Consider the following 25877-nt stretch of genomic DNA (forward strand, 5'->3'; position numbering starts at 1 on the left):
GCGTCTCTACGGCGTTCGGGCACTGGTTGACACAGACCGACTGCGCCAGCCTTGCACAATGGCCACCAGCAAAAGCAGCAGGGCCAGCACCTGCGTGCCGCGGCCGATGAACTCGCCGTAGCGCGCGTAAAAGGTCACTTCGTCGTTGAGCTGCACGGTGGCGCGGCTGGCGGTGGGCACCCACGCCGGCTCGCGCTGGGTGATTTCGCCTTTTTGGTTGATGAAGCCGGTGAAGCCCGTGTTGGCCGAGCGGGCCAGGTCGCGGCGCGTCTCGATGCAGCGCAGCTGGCCGTAGCTCAGCAGCTGCCGGTAGCCGGGCGAGTCGTGCCACCACGCGTCGTTGGTGATGAGGCCCAGGAGCGTGGCGCCGTTGCGGGCGTATTCGCCCACAAAATCACCGTAGATGGACTCGTAGCAGATGACCGGCGCCAAACGCAGCGCCGGGGCATTGGCGGGCGCGGGGTACACGGTGCGCTCGGCTTGGCTGCCCACGCTGCCCACCGTGCCGCCGAGGTCAATGTGGGAAATGACGGAGGCCAGCACGGGCGGAATTTTCTCTACGCCGGGCACGAGGCGCGACTTGTGGTAGAAGGCAATGGGCGCCGTGGCCGAAGCGAAATAAGCGCCGGTGTTGAAGATGTCGTAGTAGCCCAGGTCGTCGCGGTAGCGGGCAGTTTCGCTGGCGGCTTCCTTGTTGGGGTAAGAGCTAATGGTGGTGATGCCGGTGAGCAGCGTCACGCCCGGGTGCCGGGCCAGCCATTCGCGGATGCGCCGGATTTTGGGGTTGCTGTCAATCGTGTTTTCCCAGTACGACTCTTCCAGCGCCGTTTCGGGCCAGAGCACGAGGCGGGTTTGGGGCGTCAACTTTTGCTCGGACAGCGCCAGGAGGCGCGTGAGCTGCTCGTCGTAGGGCACAAACTTGGCGCCACCCTCAAACTTCTCCACGTAGGGGTCGAGGTTGGGCTGCACCACAACCACTTCAGCCTGAGTGCCTTTTTCCTGGTAAGCAGCCCCAATGACGTAGGAGAGCAGAATGGGCAGGATGATGGTCAGCACGGGCCAGGCAAACGGCGCGCGCGACCTCCAGGGCCGGGCAATAATGGGCGCCGGCCGCATTTCTGCGGGGTGTGCGCCGTGGCCTTCGGTAGCTGGGCCGCTAGAGGAACTGCGCTTGAGCAGCTCTTGGAAAAACAGCAAGTTCACTGCCCACACCCACACCGAGCCGCCCAGAAAGCCCGTGTATTCATACCACTGCACCCACTGCGGCGCGGGCGCGAAGCCGTTGCCGAGCGTGAGCCACGGCCACGTCAGGTCCCAGGTGAGGTGCAATTGCTCGAAGGCAATCCAGAACACCGGCAGCGACAGGTAGCCAATGCGGTTGCCCAGGCGCTTCCTGGTTTGGCGAAACGCCATGAGCGGCAGGCACATAAACAGCGCGTTCAGCACCACGGCGGCAATGCCAGCCATGCTCGCGTAACTCACCCACCACGTGGTGAGGGCGTTCCAGAGCACCAAAAACAAGTACGTGTAGCCGAATACCGTGCGCTTGCGGGCACCGGCCAGGGTGAGCTTGCGCTCCATGAGCAAGTAAGGCACCCACCCGATGAACAGCAGCGGCACGAGCCACGCGGTGGGGTGCGGCGCCCAGCCGCCCCAGAGCAGGAGCGCGCTCAGCACGGCCAGCACCGCGGGGCGCAGGCGGCTAGTCTTCGCCTTCGGCGTCATCGTCGTCGGCGCGACGGGTTCGGTCTTCGCGGCCGGGGCGGGGCTCGCGGGCGGGCGGGGCAAGATTTCCTTCGACGACAACGACAATTTCTCCTTTGATGGTGGGGCGAGCGGCAAAATCGGCTTCCAGACTAGCCAGCGTCCCGGTTATGGTTTCTTCGAACAATTTGGTCAATTCGCGGCTGACCGAGGCTGGCCGCGAGGGGCCCAGCACTTCGGCCAGTTGGCCCAACGTTTTGACGATGCGGTGCGGCGACTCATAAAAAATCATGGTCCGGGTTTCCGTGGCCAGTTGCAACAGGCGCGTTTGCCGGCCCTTCTTCACGGGCAAAAACCCTTCAAAAGTGAACCGCTCGGCGCCAAACCCGGACTTGAGCAAGGCCGGCACAAAGGCCGTGGCGCCCGGCAGGCACTCCACGCCCAAGCCCCGCGCCAGGCACTCGCGCACCAACAAAAATCCGGGGTCGGAAATTCCGGGCGTGCCGGCATCGGAGATGAGGGCCATGATTTCCCCCGCCGCCAACCGCTCGAGCAGCCGGGGCACTTGCTGGTGCTCGTTGTGCAAGTGGTAGGAGAGGAGCGGCTTTTTCAGGCCGAGGTGCTGCATGAGGCGGCCGCTGGTGCGGGTGTCTTCGCAGAGCACCGTGCCCACTTCGCCCAGCACGCGAATGGCGCGCAGGGTGATGTCTTCCAGATTGCCAATGGGCGTGGGTACGAGGTACAGAACCGTGGTGGGCATGGCGCAAAGGTAGCCCGACGGCGCTACAGCGACTCCAGCAACTGGCGCAGCGCCGGAGCCGACAGTCCACCAGTTTCTTTACTTACCAAGGCCCCGCGCTTGTCGTAGCCGTAGGTGACGGGCCGAACGTTGACGCCGGGCAGCGGCTCGCGCACCCGTAGGTAGGTAAAGGTGTAGGCATGCTTGGCCCGAAAAGCCCGAATTTTGCCGGCAGGCTCGTCGGACACCATGAGGAAAACCACGCCGGCGCCCGCTTGCTTTTTGGCTTGCTCGAACAAGGGAAATTCTTCCACGCAGGGCGCGCACCACGTAGCCCAGTAGTTGACCACCACGGGCCGCCCGGCAAACTGAGCCGTCGCTACCGGCCGCCCATCCAAGTCAACCAAGGGCATGTCGGCCAGCTGAACGTTGGGTTGGCGAAGAACCAGCAAGTAAAAAGCGCCTGCCAAACCCAGCGGCAGCAAGAGCCCTAGCAAGTAGCCGCGCCAAAAGAAGGGCTTGTTCACGAAATGAAAGAGGGAAAAGGCGGAGTAGAAAGCGCCGCGTGCGAGACGGTCCAGTTCGTAGTGGCGATAATGATGGCCACCACCACGAGAAAGGCGCTGAGCAAGCCGGCCGCCAGTCCAAGAAGAAAGCTGCTGATTTTGCCCATGTTGGGTAAAGGCTACTACAACAAAAAAGTGTTGGCTGGACGCAACGTGCTGGTCGGCATTACGAAAGCGTCGCGTACCGCGCCGCCACGGCATCAATGGCTTCGGCTAGGCGGCGGTCGCGCTTGGTCACGGTATTGCCGGCGTCGTGGGTGCGCAGGCGGAATTCCACGGCGTTGTACTCGTTGCTGAACCAGGGGTGGTGGTCCAGGCGCTCGGCTTCGGCGGCCACGTCGGTCAGGAAGGCAAAGGCCGTTTTGAAATCAGCGAAGCGAAAGCTGCGCCGGAGGCTGTTGTCGGTTTCGGTCCACATGAGATTAGGGTGAGAGAGAATGAGGGTAGTAGGGGAGGAGGGCAACCCAAAAGCCTGAACCAAAGTACACCTTTCCTACGCCACTTCCCACCTGCCTACCCCCATCCCCTCATACCCTAAAAAATGGCCATCGACCCCAACAACCGCCCCATTCGCGTCATCAACGACGACACCACCAACGAAGAGATGGAGGCCGGCCACCACATTCCCAACGCCGACCCGCCCAAAAACGAGGAAGCCCGCGGCGGCTTCGGCAACCGCGACGGCAAAGAAGGCTTTGGCACCGACAGCGCCAACGGCGACACCGCCATCTCGGTGAACGCCAACGCCGACCGCCTCAGCGGGGGCTTGGTGCCCGACAACATCCGCACCCCGGACGGTTTGCTGGCCGACCGTCCCAACCAGGACATGCCGGCCGAAGACGAATTGACCGGCTCCATTACGCCTAGCGGCCAGCCAGTTGACGAACTCGACCTGCACGACCGCCGGCCGGGCGTCGACGAAATGCTCAACCCCAACTCGCGCGTGGGCATGGGCCAAATGGAGCCCCGCCCCATCCAGCCCATCACCGGCACCGACACCAACGCCGAACTCAACGACCCCAACGCGACCGACACGGCCATCGACCAGTAGGCCGTGCTTCCTTCGATTTTCCTTCCTTTCCACATTAAAATTCTCCAGCCATGCCTTACAAGAGCAATAACACCAACCAGCAATCCAGTGAAAATCACGGCGCTCCGGCCGGCGAAGGGCTGCCCAAAGGCACCGGCGACCTGCCCGTGAACAACCTGGACGAGGCCACCGAGGCCCGCTTGGAGCAGGAGGCGCTCGACGCCGGCCTGCGCCACCCCAACCGCAACCTCGACAAGCCCGAACTCGACAAGCCATCTTACGGGGGCGGCCACTAGGCCGTGCCCTAAGTGCCCAAAACAAAGCGTCATGCTTCCTCACCCGGGGGCATGACGCTTTGTTTTGTGCGCTTACCCTCTCACGTTTTCGCTTGTGCGTTACGCCACCACCGACCTGCACGGCTGCCTGCACACGTTCCGCTACCTGGTGGAAGAGGAGCTGCGCCTCACGCGCCAAGACGAATTGTACCTCCTGGGCGACTACGTCAACAAAGGCCCCGACAGCCGCGGGGTGCTCGACTACCTGATGCAGTTGCAGGCCGGCGGCTACCAGGTGCGTTGCCTGCGGGGCAACCACGACCAGGCCCTGCTCGACGCCGCCCGCAAGCGCTGGCGTTGGGACTGGCTGGGCCCGCGGGGCCGCTTGCCCACCTTGCGCAGCTTCGGCGTGGGCCGCCTCTGCGACATCCCGGCGCTTTATTTAGACTGGCTGGCCGCGCTCCCTTACGAGATTGAGCTGCCGGATTTTGTGCTGGTGCACGCGGGTTTCAACTTCGCCCTGCCGCCCACCGAGATGCGGCAGGACCACGCCAGCATGCTCAACACCAAGAAGTTTGTCTTCGACCCGGCACGGCTCGGCGGCAAGCGGCTCCTGCATGGCCACGTGCCCACCCCCACCGCTCAGGTACGCACCAAAGCCGCCGCGCGCCCTGGTTCGCTAGGCCTCGACACGGGATGTGTGTATCGGCACAACGCCGACCTGGCCCACCTCACGGCCCTCAACCTGGACACTTGGGAACTCTCCTTCGTGGCCAACCGCGAGCCCGCTTACACCATCGGCAAGCGGTAGCGTAACCCCATTATTGGCAAGCAAGCCTGCACCCAGCCCAGCCATTGCAGTGGTTGGGCTGGGTGTTGTATTTTATAAATATTTTGACGTGCTAGATATAGACGCCGAGACATGATGTTTATAATTTTTAGATTGATGTTATTGATATAATCATAATAAACGAGTTTGCTGCATTGCTGTAGTGTTACGAATAAACCATCACTAGTGGATTTCCTAAAACCGGCTGATTTTTCAGGATTTTGAAAATTTATTTGAATTATAAGCAGTTTAGCATAGGACTCCATAAACAAAGTGTGCTGAAAATTGCACAATGCCTGTTGCTGGTTGTGTGCGGGGTTGCATTGCATAAAAGAGGTGCATAGGTTTGATAAATGCTATTTGAGTCATTGTCTTTAGACTGCGCTGGCCTCGCGCTGGCCTGAGAAGATGATACTCAAAATAGAATTATTCGGTTCCAAGACTTGCTCGTATACCTTCTGACCGGGTTGAGCCGCGCTTCTGGACATCGGTAAGCCAACCTGTATAACCTCTCACTCAATTCAATCTGCCACATGAAACACATATTTCAACCTTCGTACTTCTCCAGCGCCTTGCCAGCCCAACCGTGGTGGCGGCGCCGGGGCTGGCAAAAGGTGGGAGCGTTAATGGGCCTGGGGTTGCTGCTGGTCGGCCCGGCCCAGGCCCAGGTCATTCTCAAAGTAGGAATAGGCGTGGGAGCTACGCATGCCACCATCGGAGCGGCGCTGGCGGCAGTGCCTTCGCCACTAACCCAGCCGGTTGAAATTGAGTTGCTGAACGCCAGCTATTTCGAAGACGTGCTCATCACCCGCAGGGGCACGGCCACCAACACGCTCACCATTCGGCCAGCAAGCGGCGTGAGCCCCGTGCTCACGGGCACGCTCACTTTCGGGGCCGGCAGTGCTTACGTGAAAGTGAGCGGCAACAACGGCAGCACTCCCCGGGCCCTCACCTTGCGGCAGCCCAGCGTGCTGAAGCCAACGGTGCAGTTTGTAGGGGATGCCTCGCACAACGAGGTGCGCGAAACGCTGGTGCTGGGCTCCAATAACTCGCTCATAGGCGGCGTGGTGGTGGTGGGCAACGGCGCCAGCACCGGCAACGATAACAACACCATTGCCCAAAGCTTCATCGGCAACGCCGACCCGGCGGTGCTGCCCGCCAACCTAGTGTACGCCGCCAGCGCCAGCGGTGTCAACGACGATTTTAGCCTGACCAACAACCAGCTCTTTAATTTCAGCCGCGCCGGCCTGCTGGTGACCGTGGGCAACGGCAACCGCTGGAACATCAGCGGCAACAGCTTCTATTACAACGCGGCCGCCGTGCCGCTCACGGCCCAAACGGCCATCGACTTCCGGCCCGGTATTACGGCCAACGACGTGACGGTGGCCAACAACTTCATTGGCGGGCGGGGCCCCGAAACCGTGGGCGGCTTGTGGGAAAACGCCGGCATCCAGACCTTTCGCGGCATCGCCATGAGCGTCGGCACCAGCGCTTCCCTCACCAACGAGGTGAGCGGCAACGTGGTGAGCGGCGTGAGCCTGACCGGCGTGAGCTCTGCGGCCCTCATTGCGCTGGACGTAGACGCCGGCCGCAACGAACTGACCGACAACACGGTTTCTAACGTGTCGAATAACGGCACCAGCGGCGTAAACAGCCTGGTGAGCCGCGCTACCGCCACCGTGCTGAACTCCTTCTCCGTGAGCAGCGGCCAGCTGATGGTGGTGGAAGACGGCCTGACCGTGGTGAAAGGCAGCCTCACCAACGACGGTATTCTCAACCACACCGGCGGCGACATGCTCATCGAGGGGGACTTCAACAACACGGGCACCTTTGCCCAAACCCTGGGCGACATAGAAATCAAGGGCGACATGAACAATTCGGGCGTGTTCAGCTGCACCACGGGCAAGGTGAAATTGACCGGCAACGGCCCGCAAAAGGTAAGCGGCGGCCTCTACTTCAACTTGGAAGTGAACGGCGCGGGCACCAAAACCTTCACCGGCGATGCCGTGGTGTACAGCAACGTGCAAATGCTGAACGGCATCCTCGCCACCGGCCGGTACCGCATCAAGCTCGACCGCCTGGCCAACCTGAACGAAACCAACGCCAGCTACGTGCTGGGCAAGGTGGAAGTGGAGCGCACCCCCGTGGTGGGCACCGTGGAAGAATTTGGCGGCGTGGGCCTGGAGTTGCTCTCCATGGTGGGGTCGCTGCTGCCGGGGAGCACCTTGGTGACGCGGGTAACCGGCACGACCCCCACCGGCGCCGGCACGAGCCGCGGCATCTCGCGCTACTTCGACATCGACGCCACCAACAGCGCCAGCCTCAACCTGAGCATGACCATTCGCTACCTGCCGCATGAGCTGAACGGCATTGCCCCCGCCAACCTGCGCTTCTTCCGGTCGACGAACCTGGGCATGAGCTGGCAAAACCGAGGCGTAACGGCCTCCGGCACCAACTTCGCCTCGCTGGCCGCCGTGAGCGTGCTGGCGGGCGGCGCTACCACGGCCTCGCGCTGGACCCTGGGCGACGTGACGGCCCCGCTGCCCGTGGGCCTCACCGCCTTCCGCGCCGAGCGCCAAAGCCGCAACGCCGTGCTCACCTGGGCCACCGCCTCGGAGCTGGACAGCCGCGGGTTTGGCGTGGAGGTATCGCTCGACGGCAAGACCTTCCGCGAGATTGGGTTTGTGGCCCCGGAGGGCAGCGGCACCAGCACGGCGGCCCGGAGCTACCGCTTCGTGGACGCGGCCGAGGGCAAAGCTGGCTTGCGCTACTACCGCCTGCGCCAGGAAGACCTAAACGGCAAAACGGCCTACTACGGCCCCGAAGTGCTCAACTTCAACGCTGCGCCGGTTTCGCTGGCCGCCTACCCCACGCAGTTTGCCGCGGAGCTGACCGTGGCCCTCACGAGCCCCACCGCCACCACCGCCACCCTGCGCCTGGTGGACGCCGTGGGCCGCGAAGTGTGGCACCGGGAGCAGGCCGTAGTGCCGGGCGCGGCCCCGCTGCGCGTGCAGCTCACCTGCGCCGCCGGCACTTACACCCTCACGGCCACCGTGGCCGGCCAGGTGCTGCGCCAGCGCGTGGTGAAAGACTGAGGCGAGCGCCGCGCTAAGCGCCCGCGCCGCCTATTTCGAAGCCCCGACTGCGATGGCAGTCGGGGCTTTTTGCGTTGAGGGGCGTAACAAAAGGCAATTGTGTAGACGATATTACATATAGTGGCTTTTTCAAGAAAGCAATGCCGCCCAGATTGGCAGACAAAAGGAGTCTCAGAGCCAGCATTGACTCTTTTTACTCCAGCAATTAGGGCCGTAGTGAACTGCCCAGGGCCAAAACCGCATGTCGCAATTGAGGCCGCAGTGTCCTTTTAGCGGCGGTTGGAATGGCTGAGATTTACAGCACGATGAATGTCGTTATCTTGAACAACACTCCATCTTCTTTACGCTAGAGAATATCCGCTCATGCCCCGCAAGCTCCTGCTCTACGCCGCCCTGCTCACGCTCACTCAGTGCAGCAAGTGCAAGGACGACCCCCGTCCCCGCGACCCGGCCGCCCAACTCCCGCCCGCCACCCAGACCGGCGCGGGCACCTTCGGCTGCCTCGTCAACGGGCAGGCATACACGCCGAAAGGCAGTAACGGTATGAGTAATTTCTATGTCTCTTACAACCCAACTTTTAGAGGTGGTGCTTTTGGCATCGAAACTTATCGGGTAGAAAACAAAGACCTTACTAGGTATTTGAATACTGATGCTGCTCCAGTCAATTCTGTGGGCAGCTATTCACTGAATTTGGGAGCGGGGGTGGGAGAAGTACTTTATTCTAGTGGAGAAGGGGCACTCTGTGGATTTATGTATGACAGCCGCGATATGACTTATAGAAAAGCGACCTTAATCATTACACGATTTGATAAAAGTAACCGGATAGTAGCCGGAACTTTTGACGCGGTTATTGCCCGCACTGGCTGCGACACGCTCAAGATTACGCAAGGGCGCTTCGACGCCAAGTTTTAGCTCATCATCGTTTGCTGCCCACAAAAAAACCGGGTTGCGCACACTTCATGCGCCGCTCCTGCTTGTAGATGCAAAATCAACGGCCGAGTTTTCTGCGCCTGCATCGGCGGTTCGTCTAAGTAGACATGCCGCAGGTGGCCGTTCATCTCCGGGGTGAACACCGCTTACTCCTTACTTCCCCTCCAGCACCCCCGCGGCTATGGCCCGCTGCGCCGAGGTGCGGTAGAGGTTCAGTGAGTCGGCGGCCACAGCCAGCAGCGCGGCGCGGGCGGGAGCCAGCTCATTGGCCTGCCAGTGGGCCATGCCCAGGTGGTAGCGGGCGCGGCGGGCCAGCTCGCCCGCAACGGTGTCCTCGCTCACGCGGCGTAGGTAGAGCTGAGCGGCCGTGCCCTGGCCCTGGCGCAGCAGCATGAGGCCGCGCAGATACAGCAGCGTGTCGGCGCCTACGCTGGCGGCCGACACCCGCCCCAGCGAGTGCAGCGCCGCCGGGTAGTGCCCGGACTGGTACTGGTCGAGGGCTTCGGAGAGCAGCGGCCGGCTGTGCAGCAAGCCGGTGGTCACGGCCGGGCCGGGGTCGGGCTGGTAGTACGCTTCCCAACTGCGGGCAGGCCGGGTCGGGCCGGGGCGGCTGAAGTACCAGGCGCCCACGCCCATGGCAACCAGCAGCACTGCGCCCAGCACGCCCAGCGTCATCCAGCGTCGCTGGCGCTGCTGAGTCAGCCGTTCGGTGCGGGCCAGGGCGTCGCCCCGCTCGTTCATGCGCTCGTCGAGGGCTTGCAGGCGCAGGCGCAAGGTGTTGTGCCCCGCCGCCCAGCGCAGGTCGGCCGTGAGCTGTTCGTAGGCCGCGTGGGCTTCGGCCAGGGCCTCGTCTTGCTCCAGGCGCAGCTCAAACGCTTCTTGCTCGGCGGGCGTCATCTGGCCGTCGGCGAAGCGTTCTAACTCGTCAAAATGAGGGCGCAGGTCCATTTTTAGGGCAAGAGGGGGTGGGGGTGTGAGGGTAGGAGGGTAGGGGGGTAGGCGGGGAGAGGCGGGGAGAGGGGAGAAGCAAGTGGAAAAAACCTCCTGCCCTCCTACCCTCACACCCTCCTACCCTCACACCCTCCTACCCTAGTTTTTCAGCAGTTCGTAAAGTTTGCGCAGGCAGGCGCTTTTCTGGAGGCGGGCCACCGTGGCGTTGGGGAAACCCATTTTGCCGCCCATTTTTTCGAAGTGGTAGCCGCGGAAGTAAAAGTAGGTCAGCACCTGCTGGCAGTCGCTGCCGAGCTGGTTGAACTGCGTCAGGAGGCGCTGGCGGCGGCTGGCTTCGGCGGCGGGCAGGGGCACGTGGGCGGGCACCTGCGCGGCCATGCGCTGCTGGGCCATGCCGTAGAGGTAGGCGCGCAGGTCCTCGGGCAGCTTGGTGATGCGGCCGTCGGCCACTTGGTCATAAAAGTCGAGCAGCGTGTCCTGGAGCAGCTCGTGGGCCTGGGGCGGGGCGAGCTGGTGCTGGCGCTGGGCCCAGCGTGCAAACAAATGCCGGCTGCGCTGGTAAAAGTCAATCAGAAATTTCTGATTGCCGACGCGCAGTTGGGTAAGGGTTTCGGCGAGTGGCGCTGACATTGAAGGGAGCAAAGGCAGCAGCAAGTAACAACGGAAACCGTTATCGGATGATATGCGGATTGGTTGATGTGGTGATGTGCCGATTGGTCGATGAAATAATGGCGCGCGGTTCTATTCTATCAGTTTTCATTCTGTTTACTTCTGCACATTACCCCATCGCCGCATCGGCACATCACCACATCAAGCAATCAGCACATCAAGCAATCACCTCATTACCCATCCCGCCTTACCTTTACACCCATGCAAACAGCCGCCCCCGCTCGCCTTCTCGATACCGCCGTTTTCGACCTCATTGCCCAGGAGAAAACCCGCCAAACCCACGGAATTGAGCTCATTGCCTCCGAAAATTACGTTTCGGAACAGGTGATGGCCGCCCAAGGCTCCGTGCTTACCAACAAGTACGCCGAGGGCCTGCCCGGCAAGCGCTACTACGGCGGCTGCGAAATCGTGGACCAGGTAGAGCAATTGGCCATCGACCGCGTGAAGGAATTGTTCGGCGTGGCCTGGGCCAACGTGCAGCCCCACTCCGGCGCCCAAGCCAACGCCGCCGTGTTCCTGGCCTGCCTCAAGCCCGGCGACAAAATCCTGGGTTTCGACCTCAGCCACGGCGGCCACCTCACCCACGGCTCGCCCGTCAACTTTTCGGGCAAATACTTTGTGCCCAGCTTCTACGGCGTCGAAAAAGAAACCGGCCTCATCGATTGGGACAAGGTAAAAGAAACCGCCCGCCGCGAACGCCCCAAGATGATTATCTGCGGGGCCTCGGCCTACTCGCGCGACTGGAATTACGCCGCCCTGCGCGAAGCCGCCGACGAAGTGGGCGCCCTGCTGCTGGCCGACATCTCGCACCCCTCGGCCCTCATCGCCACCGGCCTGCTCAACTCGCCCTTCGAGCACTGCCACGTTGTGACCACCACCACCCACAAAACCCTGCGCGGCCCCCGCGGCGGCCTCATCATGTTGGGCCAGGATTTCGACAACCCCTTCGGCCTGAAAACCCCCAAAGGCGACATCCGTCCCATGTCGGCGGTGCTCGACGGGGCCGTGTTTCCCGGCACCCAGGGCGGGCCGCTCGAGCACGTCATTGCCGCCAAGGCCGTGGCCTTTGGCGAGGCGCTGACCGACGACTTCCAGACCTACACCCGGCAGGTGGCGCGCAACGCGCAGGCGCTGGCGGCTGGCTTCGTGGGCCTGGGCTACGACATCATTTCGGGCGGCACCGACAACCACCTCATGCTGATTGACCTGCGCTCGAAAGGCCTCAGCGGCAAGCTGGCCGAAAACACGCTGGTGCGGGCCGACATCACCATCAACAAAAACATGGTGCCCTTTGACGACAAGTCGCCCTTCGTGACCAGCGGCATCCGCATTGGCTCGGCCGCCGTAACTACCCGCGGATTGGGCGAGTCGGACATGGCCCGCATTGTGGAGCTGATTGACGAAACCCTCACCCACCACGACAACGACACCCGCATTGGGCAGGTGCGCCAGCGCGTAAACGCCTGGCTGCAGGACTACCCGCTGTTTGCGTAGCCAATGGATGAATGGGCGAATGGGTGAATGGGTGAATGGATGAATGGCAGCAAACGCGGTGGCTTCGGCCCCGGCAGCTTGTTCCTTCGTACATCCCCCTCGTTCACCCATTCGCCCATTTACCCATTCACCCATTCACCTATTGCTTTCCGTGCAACCTCAACAACCAAACAAACAGCTGGGCGAACAGCACGAAATGTCCTTCATCGACCACCTGGAGGCGTTGCGCTGGCACGTCATTCGGGCGGCTATTTCGGTGGTGGTGTTCGCCACCGGGGCGTTTTTCGCCAAAGAATTTATCTTTCATGACCTGATTCTCGGGCCGTCGCGCAACGATTTCTGGACCTACCAGGCGCTGTGCCGCCTGGGCCAAGCCATGGGGTCGACGGAGCCCTGCTCGAACAGCGTCAACTTCGTGATTCAGAACCGGGAAATGAGCGGGCAGCTGGCCATGCACATCAGCACCTCGTTCATGGTGGGCATCGTGCTGGCGTTTCCTTACCTGTTTTGGGAGCTGTGGCGCTTTGTGAAGCCCGGCCTATACCCGCACGAGCGCAAAAATTCGCAGGGAGCCGTGTTCTTCGTGTCGGTGCTCTTCATCCTGGGGCTGTTGTTTGGCTATTACATCGCGGCCCCGCTCAGCATCAACTTTCTGGCTTCCTACACGGTGGACCCCACCATCGAAAACCAGATTGACATGCAGAGCTACATCTCCACGCTCACCACGATGACCATGTCCTGCGCTTTTGTGTTTGAGTTGCCCATGATAGTCTTCTTCTTGGCCAAAGCCGGGTTGATTACGCCCGAAATCATGCAGGTGTACCGCAAGCACGCCATCGTGGTCATTTTGATTTTGGCAGCCGTCATCACCCCGCCCGACATCACCGCCCAAATCATCGTCACCATTCCCATTCTGGTGCTTTACGAGCTGAGCATCAACATTGCCCGCGCGGTGCGCCGCGGCGACACGGCCCGCCTCAACGCCACCCTGGCCCGCGAGCAAAACAGCGCCCAATAACCCCGCCCGTATGAAAATTGCCCTTGGCTCGGACCACGCCGGTTACACGCAAAAGGAAATGCTCCGCACCTGGCTCAGCGGCCAGGGCCACGACGTGCAGGACTTCGGCACCCACTCGCCCGACTCGATGGATTACCCCGACGTGGCCCATCCGCTGTCGGCCGCAGTAGCCGCGGGGGCGTTCGAACAAGGCATCCTGCTGTGCGGCTCGGCCAACGGGGTGTGCATCACGGCCAACAAGCACGCGGGGGTGCGTGCGGCCATTGCCTGGCTGCCCGAATTGGCGGCGCTGGCGCGGCAGCACAACAACGCCAACGTGCTGTGCGTGCCAGCCCGGTACGTGAGCGGGGAGCAAGCCCAGGAAATTGTATCAATATTTTTGGAAACCGATTTCGAAGGCGGGCGTCATCAGCAGCGCGTGGCCAAAATTAATTGCTGAACGCCGTTTGAGGTGGTTTTGGGTTGCCTGGCTGAGTGAGCTGCCGCAAAAAGCGCTATTTTTGAAATAGTACTAAAGCGTGAAAATTGGCTGAACAGTGCTTATCTTTGGCAAGCATGAAACAGCCTATTGTGAAGCGGCCTGGGGTATTGCTTTTCTGGCTGCTTGCCATGGGCTTCGCGTGCGCAGTTGCCGGGCCGCTGAGTGCTGCTCCCACCCCCTCAGCCGAAACGGAGCTGCTGCGCCAAAAGCTGGCCACACGGCTAGCCGACACCACCCGCTTGCGCCTGCTCAACGCCCTGTGCTTTGCCTTGCACACCGAGCAGCCGGCCCGGGCCTTGCCCTACGGAGAGGCCGCCGTGGCCCTGGCCCGCACCCTGCCCGCCGAGCAAGACGAACGGTTGCTGCCCAGCTTGTTGACTTTGGCCAGCTGCTACGCCAACTTGTCGAACGGGCCGGTGGCCCTCACCTTGCTCTCCGAAGCCCAGGCCGTGGCCCGGCGCCTCGATGATTTCGACGCCCTGACGCGCGCCTACACCGCCCAGGGCAGCGTGTACCACGAGCGGGGCGACTCTGCCACGGCTTGGCGGCACTACCAACGCGCCCTGCGCCTGTTGTCGCTGTCGCGCGCGCGCGTGCTGCCCCGCACCCGCATGCGGCTGCTGGGCAACGTCGGGAGCTTGTTCTATTACCGGCAGCAGTACCCGCAGGCCATGCATTTCGACTCGTTGGCCCTGGCCCTGGCCCGGCGCGAAGGCGACTCGACGGCGCAGTCCAACTACCTGTCCAGCCTGGCCACCTACCAAATGCAAGTGGGCCGCCTGCCCCGGGTGAAGCGCCTGCTGACCCAGGCCCTGGCCATCAGCCGGCGCCAGAACGCCGTGCGCAACCAGGCCAACCAGCTCATCATGTTTGCGATGTACTACATCCAGACTGGTGAGACAGAGCGTGCCGAGGGCGCGGCCCTCGAGGCCCTGCGCCTGGCCCGGCAAAGCGACTACCTGGAGCGCGTGCTCGACGCCTATAGCATTTTGGCGGCCGAAGCCGCCGAGCACCGAAAGTATCAGCAGGCCTACGAATGGAACCAGCGCTATGTGGAGCTGAACGACACGCTCAACAACCGCCAGACCATGCAGACGCTGGCCACGGCCCAAGTGGGCTACGAAACCCAGGAGCGCGCCCGCCGCCTGCGCCAGCTCACGGAGCAGCGCGACGAACAGCTCTGGCACAGCCGGTTGCTGGGCGGGGTGGTGGCGGTGCTGGCGCTGGGCCTCGCGGTGTCGGCGTACCTGTACCGCAACCTGCGCCGCAACCGCTCGGCCCTCGCCGCCAACAACCGCGCCCTGGAAAAAGCCTCGGCAGAGCTGCGGAGCGTGGCCGTGTTCAAAGACAAGCTGTACGCCATTGTGGCCCACGACCTGCGCGGGCCCGTCACGGCTTTCGCGGGGGTAACAGGCCTGATTGACACGTACATCGCCAAAAACGACCAGGCCGGCCTGGCCCGCCTGCCGGCGCTGGTGCGCCAGGCCGCCGACAGCCTCAACCACCTGCTCGACAACGTGCTGAACTGGGCCGTGAGCCAAACGGGGGAGCTGGAGTGCCGGCCCGCGCCGCTGCTGGTATCGGAGCTGTTTGCCGAGTGCCAGGCGCTTTACCAAACCACGGCCGCTGCCAGCTGGCAGCACATCACCATGGCCGCCCCGGAGGGCCTGCGCCTGATGGCCGACCGCAACATGGCGCGCACCATTTTGCGCAACCTGGTGGGCAATGCGCTCAAATTTATGCCCACCGGCGGCCACGTGCACCTAGAAGCGGCGCTCGACCCCGACGACCTGCAAATGGTGCTGCTCAGCTGCACCGACACCGGCCCGGGCATGAGCGCGGCCACCGTTGCGGCCCTCACCAGCGGCCCGGCCCTGCCCGAGCCTACCCCGACGCCGCACGCCACGGGCTTGGGCCTGGGCCTGTCGCTAAGCCGGGCGTTTGTGCACCGCCACGGCGGCACCCTAGTCATCCAAAGCCGCCCCGGCGCCGGCACTAACGTGACGGTGAGCCTGCCGGCGGCGAAGTAGTGGATTGGTGAGGTGGTGAAATAGTGAGATGGTGAGTGGCGAGCTTGACGTTCTAGCTGCGCGATTCGTGCCAAAAAGAACGTCAAACTCGCCACTCACCATCTCACTATTTCACCACCTCACCACCTCACCATATCACCACGCGGGTTGAGTCGGGCCGGTAGAGTTTTTGGCCGGGCTTGACGCCGAAGGCTTCGTAGAAGGCAGGGACGTCGGCCATCGGGCCGTTTACGCGGTACTGCGCTGGGGAGTGCACGTCAGTGAGCAGTTGCGCGGCCAGGCTCTCGTCGCGCACGTGCATCTGCCAGCCCAGGGCGTAGCCCAGGAAGTAGCGTTGCACGGGCGTGAGGCCGTTAATTTTCTTGCCTTCCTTGTACTGCTTGGTCTTTTTGAAAGCGTCGAGGCCGATGACGATGCCGCCCAGGTCGGCAATGTTTTCACCCGCCGTGGCCCGCCCGTTGATGTGCAGCGAGTCGAGTAGGGTGTAGCTGTTGAACTGCTTCACAATGCCATCCACCCGCTGATTAAAGCGTTTACGGTCTTCTTTGCTCCACCACTCGTGCAGGTTGCCGTGGGCGTCGTACTGGCTGCCCGCGTCGTCGAAGCCGTGGGTGAGCTCGTGGCCGATGGTGCTGGCCCCGGCGTAGCCGTACACCAGCGCATCGTCGGCGTCGGCGTCGAGCAGGCCCGGCACCGCGAAGGCGGCCGCGGGCAGCACAATCTCGTTTTCGACCCGTTGTAGTAGGCGTTGTAAGTCTGCGGGGTCATGCCCCACTCGGTGCGGTCCACGGGTTTGCCCAGCTTGTTCAGCTCGTAGTTGTATTGCCACTGGTTGGCGCGCATTACGTTTGCGGCCAGCGAGCTGCGGTCAATTTTCAGGGCCGAGTAGTCCTTCCATTTGTCGGGGTAGCCCACTTTGGGCGTGATTTTGCGCAGCTTGTCGAGCGCCACCACTTTGGTGGGCGCGCTCATCCAGTCTACTTGTTGAATGTGCTCAGCGAAGGCCGATACCACGTTTTTAACCAGCGTGTCGTAGCGCGCTTTGGTTTTGGGCTTGAAGTATTCTTTCACAAAGAGTTGGCCTAAGGCATCGCCTAGAGCGTCTTCCTGCATGTCGAGCACGCGCTTCCAGCGGGGGCGCATGGCCTTAGCGCCGCGCAGCACCGTGCCGTAGAAATAAAAGTTCTCCTGCACGAACGGCTGGCTGAGCGTGGCGGCAAACGTGCGAGTCAGCTGCCAGGTGAGGTAGGTTTTCCAGTCGTCGAGCGGCGCGGTTTTGAGCAGCTTTCCGGCCGTTTGGTAAAATTCCGGCTGGCCCACGATGACGGTATCGGCGTTGGACACCCCCAGTTGCGTAAACCACGTTTTCTAGTCGGTGCCCGGCGTCAGCTGGTTAAGCTGCACAATGGTCATCTTGTGGTAGTTGGCGTAAGGGTCGCGTAGGGCTTCGAGCTTGCGCGACGACTTGGCCAGGGCCGTCTCGAGGGCCATCACCTTGGCGGCGTTGGTTTGGGCCGTGGCGGCGTCCTGCCCCAGCAGCTGGAACGTGTTGGCCACGTGCTTCACGTACTCGGCCCGGATGTTCTTGGTCCGGCTGTCGGTGTTGAAGTAGTAGTCGCGGTTGGGCAGCCCCAGGCCCGACTGGCGCAGGTACAGCGCCATCTTGTCGCTGTTCTTGTCGTCCTGGCTCACGCCCGGGCCGATGAGCGCCCGCACGCCCAGCGGAATTTCGTGGGCAATGACGCCCGGCACCTCGGCCACGGTTTTCATGGCCGCAATGCGGTCGAGCTCCGGTTTGAGGGGGGCGGCGCCGAGCTTGTCGGCTTTCACCGAGTCGAGCCCCACGGCCCAAAAGTCACAAAGTCGTCGCCGGGGGCCACCGTGGTGTCGAGGGCAGCGTAGAGCAAATCGGGCTGGTTGCCAGGCTGGGCGGTCTTGGGCGAATTGGACGGGCAGCCTGTGACCATGGCTGCCAGCGCAGGCACAGGCAGCAGAAAGAGTGCTTTTCTCATGCGGAGCAAGTTAGGGCTCACGCTTGCATTCGCCCAACGTGGCCGCTCCCGCCAGATTTAGCGTGTTGTCTATTCTCTGCCTTTCTTTGCCGTTCCGGGCGGTGTGCAGCTGCAGCGCAGAGGCCGACAAGCCGGCGGTTGATTATTGCCTGAAGCAGCTTGGCTACGCCCAGCGCTTCTTTACTTCCACATGTCAAATGATTGTCAATAGCTCCCCCGAAATAATCGTCACGCTATACGAGGGCCATTATCATTTTGGGGTAGCGGCCTTGCTCAACTCATTGGTCAAAGCCGGGTTTAAGGGCCTCCTGCGCATTGGCTACCGTGGTGCACTGCCGCCGTGGGTAAGCCAGTTGAAACACGTGCAAGACCAGGATTATAGCGTTGCTCCCGACCTCGCCGTGTCGTTCGTGCCGATAAACCCGGCCATGCACTTCGGGTACTACAAGCCCCAGTTCATGCTCGACACGTTTGCGGCGCATCCGGCCGCGCAGCACGTGTTTTATTTCGACCCCGACATTGTCGTCAACGCCGAGTGGGAATTCTTTACCTCCTGGGTGCAGTCGGGCATCGCGCTGTGCCTCGACAACACCTTTGCCTTCCTGCACCGAAACCACCCCTGGCGCACCGAATGGAAAGCCCTGGCGGGCGTGGCCCCCACCTATGCCTGCCAGCTGGACCATTACGTAAACAGCGGCTTTGTAGGCGTGCGCCGCTCTAACACCACCGTTCTGGAGCGCTGGGTCGCCATCACGGAGAAATACCGCGCGCAGGGCGGCACCATCACGGCCTTCATCAAGACGGGCCACCGCGCCGTCAAAACCGACCAGGACCTGTTGAACGCCGTGATGACGGTTTCCGAGGATTTGACTTACAGCGTCGTGGGCACCGAGGGCATGGGCTTTACCTATCCGGCGTATGTGATGAGCCACGCCGTGAGCGACGTGAAGCCCTGGAAAAAGAACTTCCTCAAAGCACTGCTGGTCCAGGGCCACGCGCCCAACATCATGGACAAAGACTATATGCGCTGTGCCAACCAGCCAGTTGCGGCCTACAGCGCTTCCTCGTTCCGCCTCAAGCACTGGAACATGCGCTTCTCGTCCATGCTGGGTCGGCTGATTGCGAGCAATCGGTAAGGGAAGGAGGGCTTACGCATGCCCTTATTCCACATCTCCTTAAGCTTCGTGTACGGTTACGTAGCCAGCAGCTTGTCAACGGCTTGATGGCGATGTTTCGTTATGGCGAGCATACTGCCAGGGCTAAATACTATCCTAATGAGTAGTCGACTGCAGCAGGCTAAAAATTATTTATAATGCAATTGTATTGTTGAATATTTATAAAAAATTTATGATATTTGGTTTATGCGATACTTGAAATTAGCGGCTTGTTTAGTAGCCTGTTTGGTGGGCTTTTCGTGCAACAAACGTATGTTGGCGAGCGGCAAAGGGGAGGAGTACTCAATTAAAGGTAAATTCGACCTGATAAGTGTTGCCGTGGACGAGCACCGCTATTTAGATGCGGAGGCGTGTGAGAACGCCGCCAAACAATACCATGGCAACAATCACGACGATAGTCCCGACGGCAACTTTAAAAAAGTGTCTGATTCTCCATTGACATACGCTTGGAAGGCCAAAAACATAGAAGTAGAAATTCGGTTCGTCGTGCTGCCTGCCAATGAAGTGCAGCAGCCAGGAGAAATTCTTCAGTACTGGAGAATTAACAAAAAGAGTGGCAATAACAAAAAAGACATTGAAGACGCAATCGGTGAATTCAAAGGAAACCCCAAAAGATGGACATTGGTCAAAGGAGCGGTAGCGGATGGCAGCGGAAAGGATGGCAAACCCACTTATCGCGCGGTGATGAACAAGAAGCCAAAATCCCAGACTCCGGAAAGTAAGCCGGAGGTGGCCACCATGCTATTTCTCAGACAAGATGATATAGGCATTATCATCAACCCTCCCTACCCGTGATATTCGCTGTCAAACCGCAGATACCTCACCACAAAAAGGCCCCGGGACTTGCGCAAGTCCCGGGGCCTTTTTGCTTGACAACTCCAACGTTACAGAATGAAGCGCGTGCTCAGGAAGCTGCTTTCCTGCCCGTCCACAATCTCGTTGAGAAGGTGCTTGTTGGCTTCGGTCATTTTGGTGGCCACCACCGTGCGGATGCTGAACGAGCGCAGCGCATCGTGCACCGACAGGGTGCCTTCGGCCGAGTCTTTGCGGCCGGTGAAGGGAAAGGTATCCGGCCCGCGCTGGCACTGGGCGTTGATGTTTACGCGGCTCACCTGGTTCACCAATTGGTCGACGAGGCTGGCCACCTCTTCCGATTCGGAGCCGAAGATGCTCACCTGCTGGCCGTGGTCGGAGTCGATGATGTACTGAATGGCCTCGTCGGCGCTGGCGAAGCGGGCCACCGGCACCACCGGGCCGAATTGCTCTTCGCGCCACACTTTCATGCCCTCCTGCACAGGGTAGAGCAGGGCGGGGTACACCAGCGGGCCGCTGGCGGTGCCGCCGCCTTCGTTCACCACACGGGCGCCGTGGGCCTGGGCGTCGGCAATGACTTCGGCCAGGTAGCTGGGCTTTTGCGGCTCGGGCAGGGGGGTGATGTTCACGCCCGCGTCCCAGGGCATGCCGGGTTTCAGTTTGTTGATTTCGGCGCTGAGGCGCTCCACGAAGGCGTCGGCTATGCTTTCCTGCACCAGGAACATTTTCAGCGCCGTGCAGCGCTGGCCGTTGAAGCTCAGCGCGCCCAGCACGGCTTCCTTCACGGCCACGTCCAGGTCGGCGTCGGGCATGATGATGGCGGCGTTCTTGGCGTCGAGCCCCAAAATGGCCCGCAGGCGGTTGCTCTTGGGGTGCATTTTCTTGAGCGAGTCGGCCACGCGGCTGCTGCCGATGAGGCCCAGCGCGTCAATCTTGCCCGAGGCCATGAGGGCGGGCACCACGGTATTGCCGCGGCCGTACACGGTGTTCACCACGCCTTTGGGGAAGGCTTCGGTGAAGGCTTGCAGCAGCGGGTAGTGCAGCAGGGTGCCGTGCTTCGGGGGCTTGAAGAGGACGGTGTTGCCCATAATCAGGGCCGGAATGAGCATGCAGAACGTCTCGTTCAGCGGGTAGTTGAAGGGGCCCATGCAGAGCACCACGCCCAGGGGCGAGCGCCGAATCTGGCCGATGATGCCCTCGGTGATGCTGAAGCGCGACGAGTCGCGGTCCATGTCCTTGAGGGCGTCAATCGTGTTGCGGATGTAGTCGACGGTGCGGTCGAACTCCTTCTCTGAGTCCGTGGTCGACTTGCCAATTTCCCAGAGCAGCAGCTTCACGATTTCGGCTTTGCGGGCCACAATGAGGCGCGTGAATTTTTCCACGGCCGCGATGCGGTCGGCCACGCTCATGGTGGGCCATTCGCCGCGGCCGTGGTCGTAGGCCTGCACGGCGGCCTCTAGGGCCTTGAGGGCTTCGGCCTCGTCGAGCAGCGGGTAGGAGCCGATGACGCGGGGCTTGAGCGAGCCGTCGGGCTGGCGCTCAAACATGGGCGACACCACTTCCTGCGTGGGGCCGGTCCACTCGCGCAACTCGCCGTCGAGCAGGTACTCGCGCTGGTGCAGGGGCTCGGGCAGGCGCCAGGCTTCGGGAATGGCTGCCGCATCCGGCGGGAACAGTTGGGTCAGGCTTTCGGTGGTGACGGACATAGCGGAGCGGGAAACCAATGAGAAAGTGCGGTGCGAACCTACACACCAGCAAATGAGCGCGGAAATACTGGGCCCGAAGCGCAGGCGCGGCCGCTTTGTACGAGAACGATTGCGGGGCGCGGATGCCGGTAAAAACCGCTATGTTTCCCATTAAATTATTTTTCGGCCATGTCCCTTCGCCTGCTGCTACTGCTCAACTTTGCCGCTGCGGCTTACCTCGCCGGCCTCATCTGGACGGTGCAGGTGGTGCATTACCCCAGCTTCGGGCTGGTGCCGAAGGAGGCCTGGGCGGCCTTCCACGCGGCCCACACCCGCCGCATGGGCTACGTGGTGCTGGCCCCCATGGTGCTGGAGCTCGCGCTGGCCCTCTGGCTGGCCTGGGTCGGCCGCACGGCGCTGCCCGGCGGGGCGGGCTGGTGGAGCTTGGCGCTGGTAGTGGCGGTGTGGGCCGCGACGTTCTTTATTTCCGTGCCTTTCCATAACCGCCTGGCGGCTGGGTTTGACTACATCGCCATCGATGGCCTCACGCGCACCAACTGGCTCCGCACCCTGGCTTGGACGGCGCGGGCCGGGCTGCTGGGCTGGCTGCTGGCACGGTAGATAATTGCAAAAATCACCTGCAACTACAGCGAATACGCGTCTATCTTTAGCGCCATGAGACAGCTGTTGTTCTGGTGCTTTCTGTTCCTGAGCGGTGCAGCCTGCGCCCAAATCCCAAGCCAGAGCCCTGCCGGGCACGACCCCGGCCCGGCCGTCACCGTCGAGGTCAGCCGCATGCATTGCTTGGTGCGGTTCGTGGAAACGCTGGCCGGCAGCAGCGGGGGCTACATCGGCAGCCGGAAGGCGTTCGAGAAAAGCCGTTTCAACACCCCGGCGGCCAAGCGCTGGCTGCGCCGCTACCGAAACCTGGACCGGGAGCCGGGCTTCGACCGGGAGGGCTACCCCGTCGGCCGCCTGGGCAGCCAGGGCTCCACCGCTCCGGCGTACATGGCCGCCAGCGCCGATGCTCAAAGCCTGACCGACCTGCAGCGCCGCACCGCGGGCCTGCTCACCAACGAAGTGCTGGTGAGCCTCGACAGCGTGTACCGGTTTTTCACGCCGGCTTTCGACACCTTGGCCTGGCAGCCGCACGCGGCCGAGCTGGGCCGGCAGCGCACGGCCTACGCCGAGTTTCTGGCCAAAAGCCAGCTCATGCAGAAGTTTGGGCAGCTGCGCACGTTCTACGGCGGCGTGTGGCCCGACGACATTCCGTACCGCATCCAGCTCAACCCGCAGCTCGATGGCAACCAAAGCGTGGGCGGGCTGACGTTCACCAACCACGCTTGGGTGAGCGGCAACATCGTGCTGCTGGACTGCCACCCCACGTCGCGCAACTTCGTGGACGGCACAGGCGTCGTGTTTCACGAAATGAGCCATTCCTTGTCCGCGCAGCAGCGACTGGGCTTGCAGCAGCAGTTGGAAGGGTGGTACCTGCACCACTCCTCGCCCGACCGCCGCTCGGCCTACAACCTGATGGAAGAAGCCCTGGCCACGGTGGCCGGCCAGTGGATATACGCCCAGCAAAAAGGCCAGCCCGAGTCCGGCGAATGGTACAACGACGACTACATCAACCGCTACGCCAAGGCCATCTACCCGCTGATGACCGGTTACGTGGAGCGCGGCCAGACCATCGACAGCCTGTTCGTCAGCCAAGCCATCGACCTGTTTGACCGCACCTTCCCGCACGCCGCCTCCGAGTATGTTAACTTGTTTCGCAAGGTGCTGTATTGGGGCAGTGACGACGCCATGCAGGACGCCGCGCTGGCATTTCGCGACCAGTTTCGCAGCAATTACACCCGCACCGTCACGCCCATCCTGGCATCGGCCAAAGGGCTGGAAGCGGCCCAAAGCGGTGAGTATTTAGCCGTGATTTTCGTGACGCGCGACCACGCCGCCACCCTGCGCTACCTGCGCCAAAACCTGCCGGCCCTGCGCAAGCAGCGCCTGCGCCCCGAGCAAAGCTTCGTGCTGAGCACCACCGGCCCCGCTGGCCCGCTCATCCTCGTGAATACCCACAACCCCACCCAGGTATCAGCCGCTGCCAAGCTACTGGCGCAACAAGGGCAGATAGACCCCAAACGGCCACTGCAAGTGCTAAAATAGCCGTTAGGCTATGCAAAGGCAGCGGGCACGGCTTACGGACCCAGGAGTTCAGCGAGTTGAGCTTACCGGCTTGCGTTGCCGGTGAGCTGGGGCGTTACCGCCGCGCCTGCTTTGCTAACCAACACGCGAAGAAAAAGGCGCTTTTCGTCTTGCCAGACACCCGGCGGCTACCCGGCGGCGCTGCTCATCGAAGCTCCCGTAAACTGGTTGCCGCGTCCCGCCGAATGGCGCCGCAGGCGAAAGGCGAGCACCCCAAGCACGATGCCAATGGTGAAGACGTACGAGCCTATCCACCACGACACGGCCAGGGCGCCGGCATCGGGCCAGAAGACCACCACCGCCCCGAATGCAATGGAGAGCAGCCCGCCCAGCAGCAGCACCCATTCTCTCTGAATTTGCTTGCGCAACCGAATGGCCGTTGCAATTTGAAGAATGCCCGTTACAATGGCCCATATCGCCACTATTAACAACAAGCTCAGCAGGCTGATGCCGGGCCAGAAAAAGGCCACCGCCCCCGCAATGATGCTCGCAACGCCTTCCAGGGCCATCGCCCACCAGCGGGGCTGTTGACGGCCTCGGCGGAAAGCGGAAATCAAGGTCAGGATGCCGTTGATGATGCAATAGAAGCCAAACAGCGTCACCAGCACGAAAAGCGTGAGCCCCGGCTGCAGAAACGTAAGCAGCCCAAAGACGGCCGCCGCCAGGCCCCGCAAAGCCAGCAGCCACCAGTTGGTGTGCAAAACGGAAGGAATCATCATGGCGATGGGCGGCCGTGGGAAAGCGGAAGCCTCGTTGCCCCAGTACCCACCAGTAGGCCTATTGTTTCTACCCGCGGCTTTTGCGCGGTGTTGCTCAACTGGGGACGGAAGCAGCCTTTTTCCGTGTTTTTTTGCCCCAATTCCGTAGTTGTAACGAGCAGCTGCGGCGGGTACTTACGGCCGAATGCGCCCAGAGCAGTCGGGGCGATGCTTTATGAGCCGTTGCCGGCCGACGTGGGGCTAAACAAGGGTTGTAAACAACGTCTTATAACGGGCTGTTTGCAGAAGTAGGGTGGCGTTTTGGGCTCAATTTGTTGCCGGCGCCGGGCGGTCGGACCGGTATTTGCTGTTTTTTCGGTTTTCCAAGCACCATTACTATTTAGCCTTATCCCATGTCTGCTTACTTCGCCCCTATCCCGCCCCACCTTGCCCTCGACCAGCGCTTACAGTGCGCCCGGCGTCAGCTTGTGGCCGAAAACATTCTCGACACCATGATTGCCAACGGCACGACGCCCGATGAAAGCGTGCTAAGCTACCTGCAAGGCTACATCGACGGGGACAGCACGTTGGGGCAGGCCGTGGGTCGCATCGTCGACCATTTTGCCTCTTCCCAGCCAGTGGCCAGCCAAGACGTTACCTATTAGCCAATACCACGCAAAAGCCCTCTGTGCTGCAGCACAGAGGGCTTTTTATTTCAAGTGGGAGCACGCCCCGAACCTACATGGCTTTGGCGTTCAAGTAATTCTTAGCTAGCTCATTTAGCTTGGTATCGGTGAGCTGCTCTTCTTCCAGCGACTGGCGCAGCAGGTTGGCGGCGTCGTTGTGGCCCAGGCGCTCGGCGAAGTGAGCGGCGGTGCCGTAGCCCGATATCTCGTAGTGCTCGATGCGCTGCGAGGCGGCAATGAGGGCGGCATCCATCACCTCGTCGGTGGCGCGCTCCGACATCGTTTCCTGCCCCTCGGCCACCAAGCCGGCCATGGCTTTGCAGGTGTGGCCGTCGAGGTCGAGGTTTAGGTTCTTGCCAATGCGCTCCAGGCGTTCTACTTGTTTTTCGGTTTCGCGCAGGTGGCGTTCGAAACCGGCGCGCAGGCGGCCATCTTTCGCCCTTTCGGCCATCATGGGCAGGGCCTTTACCAGTTGGTTTTCGGCGCTGTACAGGTCTTTGAGCTGCATCTCGAACAGGTCGTCGAGGGTTTCAAGTTTGTCGAAGAACATAAGGGTGTGGGAATATTGTGAAAGAAGAAAAGCCTTGGCCCGCCCCGCCAGGTGAACGGCGGAGTGGGCCAAGGCTGTGTTTACGCCCCCAACCACAATTTGTCAACAAGAAGCCAGTGGCCCAGCTTGGGCAGCTACGTACTAAGCCACTTGGGTACTGGCCCGTAACCGAAAACTAATCAGTGCAGAGCTCGCCTCAATAGACGAGCTTAACCACCTTATAATGCGCTAAATACGGAAATCAA

The 25877-nt window shown here is 61.7% G+C and carries 27 protein-coding genes and 1 pseudogene; 14 read left to right on the forward strand and 14 right to left on the reverse strand.

What is annotated here, in order from left to right:
* Nucleotides 1-6: 6 nt before the first annotated feature.
* Genes lnt through VF629_RS14240 form a run of 5 tightly spaced genes read right to left on the reverse strand, consistent with a single transcriptional unit; the run spans nucleotide 7 to nucleotide 3427 of the window.
* Nucleotides 7-1725 carry an apolipoprotein N-acyltransferase gene (gene lnt, locus VF629_RS14220; protein WP_331059155.1) on the reverse strand — a complete coding sequence of 573 codons (1719 nt, stop codon included), beginning with the start codon at nucleotides 1723-1725 and terminating at the stop codon, nucleotides 7-9.
* Nucleotides 1703-2464: a 16S rRNA (cytidine(1402)-2'-O)-methyltransferase gene (rsmI, locus tag VF629_RS14225; protein WP_331059156.1), complete on the reverse strand. Its 762-nt coding sequence runs from the start codon at nucleotides 2462-2464 to the stop codon at nucleotides 1703-1705. Before rsmI ends, lnt begins: the two co-directional genes overlap by 23 nt.
* Before the next feature lie 23 nt (nucleotides 2465-2487).
* Nucleotides 2488-2970 (reverse strand): TlpA disulfide reductase family protein, encoded by a 483-nt coding sequence (locus tag VF629_RS14230; RefSeq protein WP_331059157.1) that lies wholly within the window; start codon nucleotides 2968-2970, stop codon nucleotides 2488-2490.
* The gene (locus VF629_RS14235; protein ID WP_331059158.1) at nucleotides 2967-3116 is read right to left on the reverse strand and encodes a hypothetical protein; all 150 of its coding nucleotides are present in this window, start codon (nucleotides 3114-3116) and stop codon (nucleotides 2967-2969) included. Before VF629_RS14235 ends, VF629_RS14230 begins: the two co-directional genes overlap by 4 nt.
* A 59-nt stretch (nucleotides 3117-3175) precedes the next feature.
* Nucleotides 3176-3427, reverse strand: a complete 252-nt coding sequence (locus VF629_RS14240) for a 4a-hydroxytetrahydrobiopterin dehydratase (RefSeq protein WP_331059159.1) — start codon at nucleotides 3425-3427, stop codon at nucleotides 3176-3178.
* A gap of 123 nt (nucleotides 3428-3550) precedes the next feature.
* On the opposite strand from VF629_RS14240, the gene VF629_RS14245 reads away from it, so the two are divergent.
* From VF629_RS14245 to VF629_RS14255, 3 genes are all read left to right on the forward strand, one after another.
* A complete protein-coding gene (locus VF629_RS14245) occupies nucleotides 3551-4060 on the forward strand; it encodes a hypothetical protein (RefSeq protein ID WP_331059160.1) in 510 nt (169 codons plus the stop codon).
* Nucleotides 4061-4110: 50 nt separating this feature from the next.
* Complete coding sequence (locus VF629_RS14250) at nucleotides 4111-4335, forward strand: hypothetical protein (RefSeq protein WP_331059161.1); 225 nt, start codon at nucleotides 4111-4113, stop codon at nucleotides 4333-4335.
* 94 nt (nucleotides 4336-4429) lie between these two features.
* Nucleotides 4430-5125, forward strand: coding sequence for a metallophosphoesterase family protein (locus VF629_RS14255; protein ID WP_331059162.1), 696 nt, complete (start codon nucleotides 4430-4432; stop codon nucleotides 5123-5125).
* Here VF629_RS14255 and VF629_RS14260 read toward each other — a convergent pair.
* A complete protein-coding gene (locus tag VF629_RS14260) occupies nucleotides 5104-5409 on the reverse strand; it encodes a hypothetical protein (protein ID WP_331059163.1) in 306 nt (101 codons plus the stop codon). The genes VF629_RS14255 and VF629_RS14260 overlap by 22 nt on opposite strands.
* Before the next feature lie 267 nt (nucleotides 5410-5676).
* Here VF629_RS14260 and VF629_RS14265 point away from each other — a divergent pair, with 267 nt between their 5' ends.
* Both VF629_RS14265 and VF629_RS14270 read left to right on the forward strand, forming a co-directional pair.
* Nucleotides 5677-8238, forward strand: a complete 2562-nt coding sequence (locus tag VF629_RS14265; protein ID WP_331059164.1) for a hypothetical protein — start codon at nucleotides 5677-5679, stop codon at nucleotides 8236-8238.
* Nucleotides 8239-8601: 363 nt separating this feature from the next.
* On the forward strand, nucleotides 8602-9150 hold the full coding sequence (locus VF629_RS14270; RefSeq protein WP_331059165.1) for a hypothetical protein: 549 nt from the start codon (nucleotides 8602-8604) through the stop codon (nucleotides 9148-9150).
* Between the two features lie 171 nt (nucleotides 9151-9321).
* Here the strand turns inward: VF629_RS14270 and VF629_RS14275 are convergent, their stop codons facing one another.
* Together VF629_RS14275 and VF629_RS14280 are read right to left on the reverse strand one after the other, a co-directional pair.
* Nucleotides 9322-10116, reverse strand: coding sequence for a hypothetical protein (locus VF629_RS14275; RefSeq protein ID WP_331059166.1), 795 nt, complete (start codon nucleotides 10114-10116; stop codon nucleotides 9322-9324).
* A gap of 141 nt (nucleotides 10117-10257) precedes the next feature.
* Nucleotides 10258-10749 (reverse strand): hypothetical protein, encoded by a 492-nt coding sequence (locus tag VF629_RS14280; RefSeq protein ID WP_331059167.1) that lies wholly within the window; start codon nucleotides 10747-10749, stop codon nucleotides 10258-10260.
* Between the two features lie 240 nt (nucleotides 10750-10989).
* Here VF629_RS14280 and glyA point away from each other — a divergent pair, with 240 nt between their 5' ends.
* The 4 genes from glyA (at nucleotide 10990) to VF629_RS14300 (ending at nucleotide 15811) form a co-directional block, all read left to right on the forward strand.
* Nucleotides 10990-12282, forward strand: coding sequence for a serine hydroxymethyltransferase (gene glyA / locus VF629_RS14285; RefSeq protein ID WP_331059168.1), 1293 nt, complete (start codon nucleotides 10990-10992; stop codon nucleotides 12280-12282).
* Nucleotides 12283-12433: 151 nt separating this feature from the next.
* Nucleotides 12434-13300 (forward strand): twin-arginine translocase subunit TatC, encoded by an 867-nt coding sequence (gene tatC, locus VF629_RS14290; RefSeq protein ID WP_331059169.1) that lies wholly within the window; start codon nucleotides 12434-12436, stop codon nucleotides 13298-13300.
* 10 nt (nucleotides 13301-13310) lie between these two features.
* The gene (rpiB, locus tag VF629_RS14295) at nucleotides 13311-13739 is read left to right on the forward strand and encodes a ribose 5-phosphate isomerase B (RefSeq protein ID WP_331059170.1); all 429 of its coding nucleotides are present in this window, start codon (nucleotides 13311-13313) and stop codon (nucleotides 13737-13739) included.
* 116 nt (nucleotides 13740-13855) lie between these two features.
* Complete coding sequence (locus tag VF629_RS14300) at nucleotides 13856-15811, forward strand: ATP-binding protein (RefSeq protein ID WP_331059171.1); 1956 nt, start codon at nucleotides 13856-13858, stop codon at nucleotides 15809-15811.
* A 127-nt stretch (nucleotides 15812-15938) separates the two neighbouring features.
* Here VF629_RS14300 and VF629_RS14305 read toward each other — a convergent pair whose 3' ends face one another.
* From VF629_RS14305 to VF629_RS14315, 3 genes and pseudogenes are all read right to left on the reverse strand, one after another.
* Nucleotides 15939-16640 (reverse strand): M13-type metalloendopeptidase, encoded by a 702-nt coding sequence (locus tag VF629_RS14305; RefSeq protein ID WP_331059172.1) that lies wholly within the window; start codon nucleotides 16638-16640, stop codon nucleotides 15939-15941.
* Nucleotides 16641-16774: 134 nt separating this feature from the next.
* A pseudogene (locus VF629_RS14310) lies at nucleotides 16775-17656 on the reverse strand (M13 family peptidase); the annotation flags it as partial.
* Nucleotides 17638-17823 (reverse strand): hypothetical protein, encoded by a 186-nt coding sequence (locus tag VF629_RS14315; protein WP_331059173.1) that lies wholly within the window; start codon nucleotides 17821-17823, stop codon nucleotides 17638-17640. The pseudogene VF629_RS14310 and the gene VF629_RS14315, both read right to left, overlap by 19 nt.
* Before the next feature lie 197 nt (nucleotides 17824-18020).
* Between VF629_RS14315 and VF629_RS14320 the strand changes: the two genes are divergently transcribed.
* Nucleotides 18021-18959 (forward strand): hypothetical protein, encoded by a 939-nt coding sequence (locus tag VF629_RS14320; protein WP_331059174.1) that lies wholly within the window; start codon nucleotides 18021-18023, stop codon nucleotides 18957-18959.
* Between the two features lie 225 nt (nucleotides 18960-19184).
* Nucleotides 19185-19793, forward strand: a complete 609-nt coding sequence (locus VF629_RS14325; protein WP_331059175.1) for a hypothetical protein — start codon at nucleotides 19185-19187, stop codon at nucleotides 19791-19793.
* An 89-nt stretch (nucleotides 19794-19882) separates the two neighbouring features.
* Here the strand turns inward: VF629_RS14325 and VF629_RS14330 are convergent, their stop codons facing one another.
* On the reverse strand, nucleotides 19883-21517 hold the full coding sequence (locus tag VF629_RS14330) for an NADP-dependent glyceraldehyde-3-phosphate dehydrogenase (RefSeq protein ID WP_331059176.1): 1635 nt from the start codon (nucleotides 21515-21517) through the stop codon (nucleotides 19883-19885).
* 168 nt (nucleotides 21518-21685) lie between these two features.
* Here VF629_RS14330 and VF629_RS14335 point away from each other — a divergent pair, with 168 nt between their 5' ends.
* Both VF629_RS14335 and VF629_RS14340 read left to right on the forward strand, forming a co-directional pair.
* Entirely contained in the window at nucleotides 21686-22117 is a 432-nt protein-coding gene (locus VF629_RS14335) for a hypothetical protein (RefSeq protein WP_331059177.1), read from the forward strand.
* 54 nt (nucleotides 22118-22171) lie between these two features.
* A complete protein-coding gene (locus tag VF629_RS14340; RefSeq protein WP_331059178.1) occupies nucleotides 22172-23659 on the forward strand; it encodes a hypothetical protein in 1488 nt (495 codons plus the stop codon).
* A 167-nt stretch (nucleotides 23660-23826) separates the two neighbouring features.
* Here the strand turns inward: VF629_RS14340 and VF629_RS14345 are convergent, their stop codons facing one another.
* A complete protein-coding gene (locus VF629_RS14345; protein ID WP_331059179.1) occupies nucleotides 23827-24417 on the reverse strand; it encodes an HdeD family acid-resistance protein in 591 nt (196 codons plus the stop codon).
* A 392-nt stretch (nucleotides 24418-24809) separates the two neighbouring features.
* Between VF629_RS14345 and VF629_RS14350 the strand changes: the two genes are divergently transcribed.
* Nucleotides 24810-25061 (forward strand): hypothetical protein, encoded by a 252-nt coding sequence (locus tag VF629_RS14350; protein WP_331059180.1) that lies wholly within the window; start codon nucleotides 24810-24812, stop codon nucleotides 25059-25061.
* A 73-nt stretch (nucleotides 25062-25134) separates the two neighbouring features.
* On the opposite strand, the gene VF629_RS14355 is transcribed toward VF629_RS14350, so the two are convergent.
* Nucleotides 25135-25632 (reverse strand): ferritin-like domain-containing protein, encoded by a 498-nt coding sequence (locus VF629_RS14355; protein WP_331059181.1) that lies wholly within the window; start codon nucleotides 25630-25632, stop codon nucleotides 25135-25137.
* Nucleotides 25633-25877 lie beyond the last annotated feature (245 nt).

The sequence above is a fragment of the Hymenobacter sp. genome (assembly GCF_036388155.1).
Taxonomy (GTDB): domain Bacteria; phylum Bacteroidota; class Bacteroidia; order Cytophagales; family Hymenobacteraceae; genus Hymenobacter.

Excerpts from the sequence above, each read along its gene's own strand:
- VF629_RS14335 (WP_331059177.1), top strand. The coding sequence starts at position 21,686 with ATGTCCCTTCGCCTGCTGCTACTGCTCAACTTTGCCGCTGCGGCTTAC.
- glyA (WP_331059168.1), top strand. The coding sequence starts at position 10,990 with ATGCAAACAGCCGCCCCCGCTCGCCTTCTCGATACCGCCGTTTTCGAC.
- VF629_RS14345 (WP_331059179.1), bottom strand. The coding sequence starts at position 24,417 with ATGATGATTCCTTCCGTTTTGCACACCAACTGGTGGCTGCTGGCTTTG.
- VF629_RS14350 (WP_331059180.1), top strand. The coding sequence starts at position 24,810 with ATGTCTGCTTACTTCGCCCCTATCCCGCCCCACCTTGCCCTCGACCAG.
- VF629_RS14325 (WP_331059175.1), top strand. The coding sequence starts at position 19,185 with ATGCGATACTTGAAATTAGCGGCTTGTTTAGTAGCCTGTTTGGTGGGC.
- VF629_RS14355 (WP_331059181.1), bottom strand. The coding sequence starts at position 25,632 with ATGTTCTTCGACAAACTTGAAACCCTCGACGACCTGTTCGAGATGCAG.
- VF629_RS14330 (WP_331059176.1), bottom strand. The coding sequence starts at position 21,517 with ATGTCCGTCACCACCGAAAGCCTGACCCAACTGTTCCCGCCGGATGCG.
- VF629_RS14260 (WP_331059163.1), bottom strand. The coding sequence starts at position 5,409 with ATGGAGTCCTATGCTAAACTGCTTATAATTCAAATAAATTTTCAAAAT.
- VF629_RS14270 (WP_331059165.1), top strand. The coding sequence starts at position 8,602 with ATGCCCCGCAAGCTCCTGCTCTACGCCGCCCTGCTCACGCTCACTCAG.
- rpiB (WP_331059170.1), top strand. The coding sequence starts at position 13,311 with ATGAAAATTGCCCTTGGCTCGGACCACGCCGGTTACACGCAAAAGGAA.
- VF629_RS14300 (WP_331059171.1), top strand. The coding sequence starts at position 13,856 with ATGAAACAGCCTATTGTGAAGCGGCCTGGGGTATTGCTTTTCTGGCTG.
- VF629_RS14240 (WP_331059159.1), bottom strand. The coding sequence starts at position 3,427 with ATGTGGACCGAAACCGACAACAGCCTCCGGCGCAGCTTTCGCTTCGCT.
- VF629_RS14315 (WP_331059173.1), bottom strand. The coding sequence starts at position 17,823 with ATGAGAAAAGCACTCTTTCTGCTGCCTGTGCCTGCGCTGGCAGCCATG.
- VF629_RS14235 (WP_331059158.1), bottom strand. The coding sequence starts at position 3,116 with ATGGGCAAAATCAGCAGCTTTCTTCTTGGACTGGCGGCCGGCTTGCTC.
- VF629_RS14250 (WP_331059161.1), top strand. The coding sequence starts at position 4,111 with ATGCCTTACAAGAGCAATAACACCAACCAGCAATCCAGTGAAAATCAC.
- lnt (WP_331059155.1), bottom strand. The coding sequence starts at position 1,725 with ATGACGCCGAAGGCGAAGACTAGCCGCCTGCGCCCCGCGGTGCTGGCC.
- VF629_RS14340 (WP_331059178.1), top strand. The coding sequence starts at position 22,172 with ATGAGACAGCTGTTGTTCTGGTGCTTTCTGTTCCTGAGCGGTGCAGCC.
- VF629_RS14265 (WP_331059164.1), top strand. The coding sequence starts at position 5,677 with ATGAAACACATATTTCAACCTTCGTACTTCTCCAGCGCCTTGCCAGCC.
- VF629_RS14245 (WP_331059160.1), top strand. The coding sequence starts at position 3,551 with ATGGCCATCGACCCCAACAACCGCCCCATTCGCGTCATCAACGACGAC.
- VF629_RS14280 (WP_331059167.1), bottom strand. The coding sequence starts at position 10,749 with ATGTCAGCGCCACTCGCCGAAACCCTTACCCAACTGCGCGTCGGCAAT.
- VF629_RS14275 (WP_331059166.1), bottom strand. The coding sequence starts at position 10,116 with ATGGACCTGCGCCCTCATTTTGACGAGTTAGAACGCTTCGCCGACGGC.
- rsmI (WP_331059156.1), bottom strand. The coding sequence starts at position 2,464 with ATGCCCACCACGGTTCTGTACCTCGTACCCACGCCCATTGGCAATCTG.
- VF629_RS14320 (WP_331059174.1), top strand. The coding sequence starts at position 18,021 with ATGATTGTCAATAGCTCCCCCGAAATAATCGTCACGCTATACGAGGGC.